General features: G+C 58.8%; 10 protein-coding genes and 2 pseudogenes. 10 read left to right on the forward strand and 2 right to left on the reverse strand.

Going from position 1 to position 12,592, the window contains the following annotated elements; genetic code table 11:
• Window positions 1-305, forward strand: a 305-nt coding sequence (locus tag K290_RS35455) for an ISAs1 family transposase (protein WP_037136658.1), incomplete at its 5' end; no start/stop codon positions are given.
• Between the two features lie 3 nt (window positions 306-308).
• Here K290_RS35455 and K290_RS35985 read toward each other — a convergent pair.
• On the reverse strand, window positions 309-989 hold the full coding sequence (locus tag K290_RS35985; protein WP_004119915.1) for an argininosuccinate synthase domain-containing protein: 681 nt from the start codon (window positions 987-989) through the stop codon (window positions 309-311).
• A gap of 1 nt (window position 990) precedes the next feature.
• On the opposite strand from K290_RS35985, the pseudogene K290_RS0130865 reads away from it, so the two are divergent.
• The 3 genes and pseudogenes from K290_RS0130865 to K290_RS0130880 all read left to right on the forward strand — a co-directional run.
• Window positions 991-1,419 (forward strand): annotated as a pseudogene (locus tag K290_RS0130865) (beta-barrel domain-containing protein); the annotation flags it as partial.
• A 386-nt stretch (window positions 1,420-1,805) separates the two neighbouring features.
• Window positions 1,806-3,223 (forward strand): annotated as a pseudogene (locus K290_RS38880) (M10 family metallopeptidase C-terminal domain-containing protein); the annotation flags it as partial.
• Between the two features lie 325 nt (window positions 3,224-3,548).
• Window positions 3,549-3,950: a twin-arginine translocation signal domain-containing protein gene (locus tag K290_RS0130880; RefSeq protein ID WP_004119921.1), complete on the forward strand. Its 402-nt coding sequence runs from the start codon at window positions 3,549-3,551 to the stop codon at window positions 3,948-3,950.
• A 431-nt stretch (window positions 3,951-4,381) separates the two neighbouring features.
• Here the strand turns inward: K290_RS0130880 and K290_RS0130885 are convergent, their stop codons facing one another.
• On the reverse strand, window positions 4,382-5,431 hold the full coding sequence (locus K290_RS0130885) for a class I SAM-dependent methyltransferase (RefSeq protein ID WP_004119923.1): 1,050 nt from the start codon (window positions 5,429-5,431) through the stop codon (window positions 4,382-4,384).
• A gap of 1,038 nt (window positions 5,432-6,469) precedes the next feature.
• On the opposite strand from K290_RS0130885, the gene msuE reads away from it, so the two are divergent.
• From msuE to K290_RS0130915, 6 genes are all read left to right on the forward strand, one after another.
• A complete protein-coding gene (gene msuE / locus K290_RS0130890) occupies window positions 6,470-7,045 on the forward strand; it encodes an FMN reductase (protein WP_028755187.1) in 576 nt (191 codons plus the stop codon).
• Between the two features lie 31 nt (window positions 7,046-7,076).
• On the forward strand, window positions 7,077-8,186 hold the full coding sequence (sfnG, locus tag K290_RS0130895; RefSeq protein ID WP_004119927.1) for a dimethylsulfone monooxygenase SfnG: 1,110 nt from the start codon (window positions 7,077-7,079) through the stop codon (window positions 8,184-8,186).
• 122 nt (window positions 8,187-8,308) lie between these two features.
• Entirely contained in the window at window positions 8,309-9,220 is a 912-nt protein-coding gene (locus K290_RS0130900) for an ABC transporter ATP-binding protein (protein WP_004119930.1), read from the forward strand.
• Window positions 9,220-10,116, forward strand: a complete 897-nt coding sequence (locus K290_RS0130905) for a branched-chain amino acid ABC transporter permease (RefSeq protein WP_004119933.1) — start codon at window positions 9,220-9,222, stop codon at window positions 10,114-10,116. Before K290_RS0130900 ends, K290_RS0130905 begins: the two co-directional genes overlap by 1 nt.
• Before the next feature lies 1 nt (window position 10,117).
• Window positions 10,118-11,161, forward strand: coding sequence for a branched-chain amino acid ABC transporter permease (locus K290_RS0130910; RefSeq protein WP_004119936.1), 1,044 nt, complete (start codon window positions 10,118-10,120; stop codon window positions 11,159-11,161).
• 96 nt (window positions 11,162-11,257) lie between these two features.
• Window positions 11,258-12,592 carry an ABC transporter substrate-binding protein gene (locus K290_RS0130915; protein ID WP_004119939.1) on the forward strand — a complete coding sequence of 445 codons (1,335 nt, stop codon included), beginning with the start codon at window positions 11,258-11,260 and terminating at the stop codon, window positions 12,590-12,592.

Genomic DNA, 12,592 nt, shown 5'->3' on the forward strand with positions numbered 1-12,592 from the left:
AAAAGTCCAGGCAAAGCAGCCAGGTCCGCTTCTATATCTCCTCACGGTCGATGACCGCGCTCCAGTTCGCCGAGGCCATACGTGGCCATTGGGCCATCGAGAACTCCCTCCATTGGGTACTCGACGTCACCTTCAACGAGGATGCCGCCCGATCTCGAACCGGGCATGGACCAGCCAACATGGCCGTCGTCCGACACTTCGCCATCAACATGGTTCGAAGCCATAACGACAAGCGCAGTATCAAACTCAGACGAAACAAAGCAGGCAGAAACCCACAATACATGGCCGAAATCATCCGAGCATGACTGTTAACCCGGATTCAGAGCCGTGGTTTCGAGGTGCCGCAGCGCGTCCATGATGATGGCCGCCGCGGGCGCCTCGCGGACCTCGAGAACCTTTTCACCGGTTGAAATGTGTTCGAGCCCGACAAAGCGGCCGTGTCCGAATTTACCAACTGTTTTATTTAGGAGCGGGATTGTGTCGATCAGTGCAACGTCATGGTCATCAATTGACACGAGATTTCCGTCGATAAACCCCAGTTTGATCTCTACCGGCTGCTGCGCGGCAATGTTACGGGTCCAATCAAACGCCTCTTCCGGGATAGAAAAGTTCTCGGGATCGTCCAAAGGTCCAGACTCAAATTCCCGGCACCAGAGGTTTTCGTCCCCGCTCCACGTGCGATCCGTCACAAAAGTCAGTCCGAACTTGGAGAGGGCGGCGGCCTTCTGCTGCCGGCAAATCACCGAGCATTCATACGGACTGCCGAAGTTATCGGAGTCCACGCGATAGATTTCCGACGCGGTGAGCGACACAGCACCGTAACCTTTGGTCCTGATGGTCTGGGGTGCCTGAACAACCGCAATTTGCTTAGCACCCGAGGAAAAGAACTGACCTATCTGGGATTGGGTCCAATATTGCGCTCCTTGCCCTTTTGATGCGCCGCGAACAAAAGCGAGAATCCCATCCTCGGTGGATACGAGATTCCACATGCGGCTCTACCAGCTCGCAGTCCACACCATCAACGGCGTCGTCATGGCAGGCGAGACGCTGATGCTCGTCGTACCGGAGGCAGATGATCTGACCGTCGAAGCCCGGGTGGCCACCCGTGACATCGACCAGATCCACGTCGGGCAGTTGGTCGAGATCCGCTTCAGCGCCTTTAACCAGCGCACCACGCCCGACGTCGAGGCGGAGGTCGTGACGGTCGCTCCCGACCTCGTAACCGATGAGCGCACCGGGGCCACCTATTATCCGCTGCGCATCCACCCCGATCCGGAAAGCCTCGCCAAGCTCAAGGGCCTTTCGCTCTACCCCGGCATGCCCGCCGAGGTCTTCATCAAGATCGCCGACCGTACCGTCATCTCCTACCTGACAAAGCCGCTCACCGACCAGATGCAGCATGCGTTTCGGGAGGATTGAGCAGCGCGTGGCTGGAGCGGCGAGTAGGTATCGGCGAATGAGGTGGGCGCCTCGGGCGGGGCAGCGGTTTTTAAGAACGATGCGTTCCGGGGGAATGCTTCGTCGGCGTATGGGGGTTCGCAGCGCCTCACGTGCAGGCTGTGGCTCATATGTAATTGGGGTTAGGACAGGAGCAGTTCAAAATCCTGCGCTAAGGACGAATGGATCATGAACATCGGTTATTGGCCTCTGAGTAGCAACGGTACAGAAAACCTAAGCGATCGGGCGGTTTATGGTGAGGTCAATCCTTCTCTACTGTGCGTCCTCCAAACTGGTACCGGAAGTCTTGACCCCTGCAGAACGGTACAGCCGTAACTGCGCACAATCGAAGAGAGAGGAATCCCAAGATGCCGCATCCAAGCCAGACCGGAAAACCAAGCCAGACGAGCGACGACTGGTGGATTAACGACCAGACGCCCGACAACCCATATGGCAAGAGCGAGGATTATGAGTCCTTTATCGACCATCTTGGGTCATTGCCCAGTTGGCTGACGCCCGAGATCGCTGCGGGAACGGTGAGGATCAATCTCTACGAACTCAACAACCACCCGGAATACAAGGCCGCCGCGATCGGCGCCTTAGAGATGTGGGCGTCTGTCACACCCCTGAAATTCGAAATCATCGACGACGCGCCGTTCGACGGCACCACGGACCAGATTGAGGTTGTCAGCCCCGAACTTGGCGAGGAGGACGATGGCATGGCCTATTCGAACGGTCACCATGTCAGCATCGGCCAGGGTTTCGACGACAAGGAAGCCCACAAGACCGATGTCGGCGGCTATGTCTTCCAAGCCTTCATGCATGAATTCGGCCATCAATTCGGTCTGAATCATCCTGGAGACTACAATTACAGCGGTCCCGACGGCGCGAGCCGATCACCTATCGGAACGATGCGACCTGGATATATGATCGGTGGCAATACAGCGTCATGTCCTATTTCGATAGCAACGCTGTCGGCGAAACCAGCCTCTGGTTTGCGTCGACGCCGCTTATGGCCGACATCGAGGCCTTCATTCGCCGCCTTTTTTCAACCGTTGACGCGAATGGAGTGCGCACCTACCAGCACATCGACCTCAACACAGAGAACAATATCTACGGCTTCGGGAGCCCACAGCGTAGCTACCAGCTGACCTCCTCTGGCAAGCAGCATGACATCGGCTTCGCGATCCATGATACCGGCGGGACCGACACGATCGATTTCTCCGGCTCGACGGCGGGTACGATCCTCGACTTGCGCGCCGGACATTTCTCCAGCGTCAACGGTTGCAGCAACAATGTTTCGATCTTCGCTGGACACAACGCGGATGCGACCGACTATTACGTCGAGAACGGCATCGGCAGCAGCCATGACGATGTCCTGATCGGCAACGACGGCGCCAACGTCCTCGACGGCCGCGGCGGCGCCGACCGCATGGCTGGCAACGGCGGCGACGATATCTATTTCGTCGATTCCCCGGACGACGTCATTCACGAGAAGGCCAACGGCGGGAACGACACCGTCATCCTCCTGTCCAAGAACCTGAAAATTCCGCAAATCGCCAACGTCGAACACATCATCTACGCCGACGAATTGCCTGGCAACGATGGCAACATCCTCTGTGGCGGAGCTGGCGAGGACACGCTGACCGGCGGCGAGGGTCAGGATACATTCCGCTTCTCGCCTGAGCTTGGGAACGGTAATGTCGAGCGGATCAAGGACTTCAGGGTGATCAACGACATGATCCTGCTGGACAGTCTCGTCTTTGAGAGCGGCGGTGGAGACGGCGCTCTCGCCTTGGGCGCGTTCCACGGGAGCGCGGAGGGCATCGCTCATAACGCAGGCGACCGCATCATCTACAACACCGATAGCGGCGCGTTGTCATATGACGTCGACGGAGGCGGAGAGCTTGCGGCCATTCAGGTTGCGCAGCTGACCCCAAATCTGAGGCTTTCGGCAGCCGACTTCATTGTCATCTAACTCGATACCAGGAGGGGCGCTTGCAGGCGCCCCTTCCGATACTACATTTGCAGTGGTTTATCTTTTCGAGCCCTTAGCTGAGCGGCAATCTCGCTACCGCAGGGCCTTGCGAGGCAATCATGGAGAGTGTGCGATGAAGCACCGGACCGACCGCCGCACAGTATTACAGGCCGTTGGGGCTGCGGCTGTTGCGGCGGTCGCCGGACCAGTCGCTGCTCAATCGTCGGATATTCGCGGCACGGTCACGTTCGAGGGCGGCGCGGTGATACCGAAGGGTCGTCTTGAGATTTATCTCGAGGACCGTGCCATTCAAAATAATGCGCGACGTCGCGCCACGGAAACGCGCATCAGAAGCGACGGCGGGTCAAAGGCGATAGCCTTTTCCTTGTCCCTGCCCGCAAGCTCGGCTGCTTCGAGAACGCTGCAGATCGTCGCGCGCTTGGAGCGTGCGGATGGCCTGCTGGTTGCGCGCGGGAGCACCCAGCTCAAGGCGGCTTCGCCTGTCGACGTCACACTCAACATCGTGATGTATTAAGGGGGCAAGACCAATGACTGACGACAGAACTCGTCTCGAAAATCGATGTCGACAGGTGACCGCCTGACTCGCGCGTAGACACTGGCTAATAGCGGCAGGCTTTGCTCCACCAAACTGGCGCACCATCAAATCCCAGGTTGAGAGATCGATCTGCGGGTGAGGGCACCCAAGGGCTAGGGACTTTGGTTGTTCGGCCGCCTTTCAGAAGGGGCGTGTGAGCTGCTCATAGGTCCGCCGGTACAAGGCGTCGCCAAACAGCCGCAGGACAGCGTTCCGGATCGCACTCGAACCCGGCCTAAGTTTATCGCAAGCGCGCGATTTCTCCTGTACCCAGCAGACGCGACCAAATTTCAAGGGCGGCTACCCGCTTTCCGACGTCACGCGCAGAGCGCCTGCCCCATCTGGCCGGACCGATGCGTCACTCATTCTCGTCAGGTTGCTTCGAGCACCATGTTGAGGGGCGTCTGGGCTGCACGCCGGATATGAGTGAAGCCGCCTGAGCGGATCACCTCGGCCAATCGCCGCTCTCCAGCTTGCGCACCGAGCGCGAGCCCTGTCTCCTGGGCAAGCGAGGTCGGAACGCAGATCATCGTCGAGGCTGAGTAGTAGAGCCGTCCAACCGGATTGATATTCTCCTCCAGGGTATCTCCGGCCGTTGGTTCGACCACCATCCAGACCCCGCCTTTTTTTAACGCCTTTCGGATATGAGCCGCAGCGGCTTTCGGGTCGCCCATGTCGTGCAAACAGTCGAAGCAGGTGATCAAATCGAAATCTCCGCCGTCGAAATCCTGCGCCCGGCCAACCTCGAAGTGCAGGTTCGTCAACCCGTGTGCCTGGGCGTGCGCGATCGCAGCGGCAATCGAGCCTGCATGGAAGTCGTAGCCCACAAAGCGGGAATTGGGAAACGCCTGCGCCAGAAGGATCGTGGATAGCCCGTGCCCACATCCGACGTCCGCCACCTTCGCGCCCGTTTCCAATCTATCGATTACACCGTGGAGTGCCGGCAGCCAGTCCTGCACAAGGGAATTAATATAACCTGGGCGGAATAGTCGCGCGACGGCGCAGAACATGCAGCCAGCCTGATCTCCCCAGGCAACGCCTCGGCCGGTTTTGAAGGCGGACTGCACCTTCGGCTGGTTTTCGACCATCGCAGCAGCGATATCGAACGCGCCAACGAGATTGACCGCGCTGTCCGGCTCGGCAAACACGAAGGCCTGCTCCGGCGTCAGCGAGAACAATCCTCGCTCATGATGCACATAACCTGAGGCTGCCTGTGCCGCCAGCCACTCCCGCACATAACGAGGTGCGCATCCCGAGGCATCGGCAAGTTCGTCGGCCTTCACCGGCCCGACTGCCTTCAGCGTCCTGTATAGCCCGAGAGCATCTCCAATCCGTACCAGCGGCACGCTGAGCGCTCCGCCAAGGTCGTCAAGGACGCGGCTCACGAGTTCATTGAGCGTTGTTTCGTTGATTTCTGTCATGTGAAATTCCTCGTGATTTGTGGCGGCCTCATGCGCCGCTTGTGGTTCAAGGGGTCGGAAACAGATGAACTCGATGCCCTCGATTTCGGATGTATGCACCGCCTACGCTTTGCGTAGACGCTCATCTAGAACCTGCGCATCCCTCTAACTGCATGGCCTTCTCGCACGACAGTAACGCGTAGACGCTTGCGGTGCGCAAACTGGGCGGTTTAATCGCCATCCGTTTTCAGCGAATAATGCCGCCGATGGTACCTCCGTCGCGCTCTTGGGTTTAGCCCCCCGGCTTCTTCTGAGCACTACTCGTGCCAATCAGGTCGCCCCCGCAACCGTCCGAGATTGCGGATGTTTCATCGGGGGGGTGTAGGGTTGCGGACATGTCGTGTCGCAATCCGCCCCCGATCAGTGCCACGATGAAGAGGAAGTTTTGGGAGGGGCGACAACAAATGGGCGAAGACGGTATTAACGAACGCCCGGATCTCGATGCAAGCTGCGGGTCTGAAAGCCGAGGAACTGAGAATGGCCAACACTGATCTAATTCCGGCATCACTGCTCGCACGCAAGGCTGTCGTATGTCTGCGGCAGTCACAACCAGAGGTCATGTCTAACTTAGAATCATAAGCGGCCGAAGAATTCGTTTTTCTTTCCCAACCTGATTTCGCGATTCAAAGGTGCAGACGGACAGGCTGGTTGCGATTTCGCTCACTGGGGCGACCAGCCATAATCCCCATCGGCCTCCCCAACGCGTGCACTGGGTTGGACGCCGGGCGATCAACGGCCAATATAAAGTTTGTAAGGCGCTTAAGAAAATGACTGCCCTCAGAGCTCGTATGTCGATCAGTCCCCGCACTTCGGCGTCAGTTCTTCAGCACCCATCGTGCCATGCACGACAGATTGCGTTTGAGAAAATTCTTCCGATAAGCCATCGCTCAAAACAGTAATTCAATCCATTTTGCTCGGAAGATTAGAACATCTTCGCCTTTCTAAAAGCTACTAAATATATAGGGTAAATTATCTAATCAATCGGGACTCGTGGTCATCATGAACATCCTCGCGCTGAGTGGCAATGTCAAAAGACCGTCCCGCACGGCGTCCTTGGTGAAGGTCGCCGCCGATCGCCTGCGGCAGCGCGTTGGTGGCCACGTGCAGTGCATCGAGCTTGTCGATGCAGCACCGGTGCTCTTTCGGGCGCTCAGAGCTGATCAGCTCGATACCGAGGGCAGGGCGGTCATTGCCGCGGTGGAAGGAGCCGATATCATCATCGCCGGATCACCCGTTTATCGGGCGTCCTACAGCGGCGCGCTGAAGCATCTGTTTGACCTTGTCGATCATCGAGCGCTGACGGGCAAGCGCGTCGTCCTCGCCGCAACCGGCGGCACGCCGTTGCATGGCCTGATGCTTGAGCACCAATTGCGGCCGCTCTTCGGCTTCTTCAATGCGCTGACCGTCCCGACCTCGATCTATGCGCTTGAGGCCGACTTTACCGATCACGAGCTCAGGAATCCTGCCGTCCTCGAGCGCGTGGATCGAGCCGTCGAAGAGGTTTCTGAAATCACGCCGGCGCTCGACATCGGAGCGATCGCGGCCTCGGCAAAACACAGCGGATTGGCAGCTTAGCCATAGAACGAAATTCCAGAGGGAGCCTTACATGACTTTTTCCAATGCCTCAAACGATCCGGTCAAATTTGCCTATTGGGTGCCGAATGTCTCGGGAGGACTGGTGATTTCGAATATCGAACAGCGCACAAGCTGGACGATCGAATACAACAGAAAGCTTGCGCAGATCGCCGAAGCGAGCGGTTTCGACTATGCCCTAAGCCAGATCCGTTTCACGGCAGGCTATGGAGCGGAATTTCAGCATGAGTCCGTTTCGTTCAGTCAGGCCCTTCTTGAATCGACGACGACATTGAAGGTGATCGCAGCGATCCTGCCTGGTCCTTGGAATCCGGCCGTTGCCGCCAAGCAGATTGCCACCATCAATCACCTGACCAACGGGCGCGTCGCAGTCAATATTGTCAGCGGCTGGTTCCGCGGTGAATTTGCCGCCATTGGCGAGCACTGGCTTGATCATGACGAGCGCTATCGCCGCTCGGAGGAGTTCATCCGTGCGCTTCGCGGTATCTGGACCGAGGATAATTTCACCTTCCGCGGCGATTTCTATCGCTTCAACAATTATTCGCTGAAGCCGAAGCCGATCGATCCGCAGCCGGAAATCTTCCAGGGCGGCTCCTCACGCGCAGCTCGCGACATGGCGGCGCGTGTGTCGGACTGGTACTTCACCAACGGCAATACGCCGGCCGAGATCCGCAAGCAGGTTGACGACATCCAATCGAAGGCCAAGGAGAATGGCCATTCAGTGCGGATCGGGGTGAACGCCTTCGCAATCGTGCGCGAAACCGAGGAAGAAGCCAAGGCAGTGCTTGCCGAGATCATCGAGAAGGCCAATCCCGAGGCGGTCAATGCTTTCGGGCATGAAGTTAAGAACGCCGGCAAGGCGTCGCCGGAAGGCGAAGGAAACTGGGCGAAATCTTCTTTCGAAGACCTCGTTCAATATAATGATGGCTTCCGCTCGAACCTCATCGGCACGCCACGGCAGGTTGCCGAGCGGGTTGTGGCGCTGAAGCAGGCGGGTGCGGATCTGATTCTGCTGGGCTTCCTGCATTTCCAGGAGGAGGTCGAGTATTTCGGCAAGCATGTGATTCCGCTGGTTCGTGAGCTCGAAGAGGCCGCCAGCACGCAGCCAGTGGCGGCCGAATAGGCCTCGCTGCAGCAAAATACCTCGTAAAGTGAAACATGATGGGTGCGTGGGCCGATTGGTCCACGCCGACGGGATTGGCGTGCCATGTTCAAGCCGCGCCCGAGCCGAATGGAGGACACTGAATGCCTGCCGCGACCTATTCCCTTGACGTGCTGGATCCCGGTACGCTGCGGGACTCCGGCGACCAGATTGCCCGCGCGTTGCCACCGGGCAAGACCGGCGGCATCCCGCAGCATGACGAAGAGACCCATGCTCTCTCTTTGCATGGCATCAGCCTGTCATTCGGTGGCGTCGCTGCCTTGGTCAATGTAGACCTTTCTGTTGAGCCGGGGGAGATCCGGGCGATTATCGGTCCAAATGGCGCAGGCAAGAGTTCGCTGATCAACGTCATCAGCGGTGTCTATCGCTCGAACCATGGCCATGTTCGTATCGGCTCCAACACCTATCGTCATGTGCCGACGGAGCGATTGGCATCGCTTGGCGTTGCGCGCACGTTCCAGAACCTCGCCTTGTTCAAGGGCTTGAGTGTCACTGATAACGTCATCGCCGGTCGAGCCTATACCGTGTGCTCGACCTTTGCCGAACAGATCCTCGGGCTTGGCCGCGCGCGCCGCGAAGAGGCGGATGCACGCGAGCGGGCGGCCCGTATTCTCGAGTTCCTGCATCTGGGCCAGGTCAGCCATCGTCTCGTAGGCACGCTGCCCTACGGACTGCAAAAACGCGTCGAGCTCGCCCGCGCCCTGGTGGCGGAACCGAAGATCCTGCTTCTAGACGAGCCTATGGCGGGGATGACGGCGAGCGAAAAGAACGACATGGCCGACGTCATCCGGTCTGCCCGAGATCTGTATGACACGACGGTGATCCTCATCGAACACGATATCGGCGTGGTCATGCAGCTTTCCGACCGGATCGCGGTCCTCGATTACGGCCGCAAGATCGCCGACGGCAGCCCGGACGAAATTCGTGCCGACGAGCGCGTCATCGACGCCTATCTCGGCGTCGTTGCGGAAAACGAGGATGGGGAGGGCATCTGATGGCAGATTTCGACTGGCCGTTTCTGATCGAAGTGCTGGTTGGCGGCCTGCTGTCGGGCGTTATGTATTCGCTCGTCGCAATCGGTTTCGTGCTGATCTACAAGACGTCGGGCGTGCTTAATTTCGCTCAAGGGGCAATGTTGCTGTTTGCCGCGCTGACCTTTGTCAGCCTTCTTGAGCGTGGCGTTCCCTTTGCCTTGGCGCTCGTCATTACATTCGCTGTCATGGTGCTGATCGGCATTGCCATCGAGCGTACCGTGCTGCGACCATTGACCAACAAGCCGCCGATTACGCTTTTCATGGCGACGCTCGGGCTCTCCTATATCATCGAGGGGGCGGCTCAACTCATCTGGGGCACGCAGGTCCACGGTCTGGAGCTCGGGATCGAGGATGTTCCATTCGACATTGGCGGCGTGTTCATCAGCCAGTTCGATCTTTTTGCGGCGGCAGTCGCTGCTGCGATGGTGGCGGCGCTGTCCGCCTTCTTCCGCTACACCCGAATTGGGCTGGCATGCCGGGCTGTAGCGGACGATCAGTTCGCTGCGCTTGCAGTCGGACTGAAACTGCCCTGGATTTGGGCAACGGTCTGGGCGGCTGCCGGTGTCGTGGCGCTGGTGGCTGGCCTGCTATGGGGCGCGCGGCTCGGCGTGCAGTTCTCCCTGTCGCTGGTGGTGCTGAAAGCGCTGCCCGTTCTCGTGCTTGGCGGCTTTGATTCCATTCTGGGTGCGATCGTCGGCGGCCTGCTAATCGGCGCGACAGAGAAGCTCGCGGAAGTCTATATCGGCGAATATTTCGGCGGCGGCATCGAAGGTTGGATTGCCTATGTCGCAGCACTCGCCTTCCTGCTCATCCGCCCCTCCGGCCTGTTTGGGCAAAAGCTCGTGGAAAGGGTCTGATATGGCCGTCGTTACCACCGATCATCATCCCACACGGCTTTTCAGCCGCTGGATGACGCCGATTGCCATCCTTGCCGGCGCCTATCTCGTGGTTCCCTTTGTCGGTTCGACCTATTTGTTCGAGGCGATCCTTTTGCCGTTCCTGGCGCTCAGCCTTGCCGGCGTCGGGCTGAATCTGCTTACCGGCTATGCAGGCCAGGTCTCGCTCGGAAGCGCCGCCTTCATGGCCGTCGGTGCCTTTGCTGCTTACAATTTCAATCTGCGCGTCGATGGCCTGCCGTTGATCGTCAGCATCCTGCTGGCCGGCCTTATGGCGGCGGTGATCGGCATCGTCTTCGGCCTGCCGAGCCTCAGATTGAAGGGCTTTTATCTTGCGGTGTCGACGCTCGCCGCGCAGTTCTTCGTGCAGTGGGCTCTCACCAAGTTTAGCTGGTTTTCAAACGACTCTGCCTCCGGGGTCATTGATGCGCCGCCTCTGACGCTTGCGGGCGTCGAGTTTACGGGCCCGGCAGGTCGCTATCTCTTTTCACTTACGATCGTGGTGGTGCTGACCTTCCTGGCGCATCGGCTGACGACCTCTCAAACCGGGCGCAACTTCATCGCCGTTCGGGACAATGAGATCGCGGCGCGCATCATCGGCGTGCCCGTACTGAGAACCAAGTTGCTGGCCTTTGCGATCTCCTCTTTCATCATCGCGGTTGCGGGAGCGCTTTGGGCCTTTGCTTACCTGAGGACCGTCGAGCCGGCCGGCTTCAATCTCGACCGATCGTTCCAAATCCTTTTCATCATCATCATCGGCGGGCTTGCCTCGACGCGGGGCGCCTTTCTCGGCGCCGCCCTGATCGTCGTCTTCCCGCTCGTGCTATCTCGATTGGGCTCGTTCCTGCTCGGTGATGTTTTCGATTCCGGCGTGCTCGACATGAGCCAGCGCATCGTGCTCGGCGCCTTGATCATTCTGTTTCTGATCCTGGAACCGGACGGGCTTTCCTCGCTTTGGGGCAAGATCCGAAGGCGGTTGGGCTCTGCCATCGACAGGCCGGCCTGACCAAGCCGGGGCACAAGCTCCGCAAACATCAAACCCATCGCTCATTCAACCCAGTTCCGGCCATCACACCGGACAATACCCGGAGTGTATCCAAACATGACCATGCTTGCGAAATTGAAGGCCGCTGTCATTGCGGCTGGACTAGCCGTCTCGGCCGCGATACCGGCCGCCCATGCCGATGAACAATATTTCCCGCTGCAGAGCTATCGCGTCGGGCCCTATGCGGCCGGCGGCACAGGTTTCTTCGGTGGTTTTATCGATTATCTGAACCTCATCAACACGCGGAATGGCGGCGTCAACGGCGTCAAGCTCACCTGGTCGGAAGCGGAAACGCAATACGAGGTTGAACGCGGCGTCGAGGCCTACGAGCGTCTCAAGAGCAATCCGAATATTGCCGCCTGGAACCCGCTTTCCGTCGGTATCGCCTATGCCATGATCGACCGCATCACGCAGGACAAGGTGCCGTTGATCACCATCAACCATGGTCGCACGGATTCCACTGATGGCCGCGTTTTCCCCTATGTCTTTCCGCTGCTGCTCAATCCCTATAGCGAGACCTCGGGCATCGTGAACTACATCGCCTCGAAGCTCGGCGGTCTCGACAAGCTGAAGGGCAAGAAGATCGTCGTGCTGTATCACGGCTCGCCCTACGGCAAGGAAACGATCCCGATCTATGAACTCTTGTCGCAGAAATATGGCTTCGAACTGCAGCAGATCGAGGTGCCGCATCCCGGCAATGAGCAACAGGCGCAATGGCTGACGATCCGCCGCGCCAAGCCGGATTACGTCGTCCTGCGCGGCTGGGGTGTCATGAACCCGGTCGCCCTGAAAACCGCGGCCAAGACCGGCTTTCCTGCCGACCATATCATCGGCAATGTCTGGTCGAACTCGGAAGAGGACGTGATCCCGGCCGGCGACGCCGCGAAGGGATATACCGCCATCACGACCCAAGCCTCCGGCACGGAATATCCGATCGTCCAGGAGATCGTGAAGACGCTCTATGACAACGGCAAGGGCAATCTGGAAGACAAGAAGCGCATCGGCTCCGTCTATCATAATCTCGGTATCGTCAACGGTATCCTGAACGTCGAGGCGATCCGTATTGCCCAGGAAAAGTTCGGACATCGGACTCTGACGGGCGACGAGGTCCGCTGGGGCTTCGAGCACCTGCAGCTTGATCCGGCTCGCGTCGAGGCGCTCGGCGCCAAGGGCCTGTTCCATTCCATAAACGTCACCTGGGACAATCACGAGGGCAACGGCTACGTGACCTTCCAGCAGTGGGACGGCAAGAAGTGGAACGTCGTCTCCGATTGGATTGCGCCGGACTGGGCACTGCTCCGGCCGATCATCGAGAAATCCTCGGAAGCCTACGCCAAGGAAAAGGGCATCAAGTTGCGCACGTCCGAAGACGCACAGGCCGTGACGAACTGA

The organism is Rhizobium leucaenae USDA 9039 (genome assembly GCF_000426285.1).
Taxonomy (GTDB): domain Bacteria; phylum Pseudomonadota; class Alphaproteobacteria; order Rhizobiales; family Rhizobiaceae; genus Rhizobium; species Rhizobium leucaenae.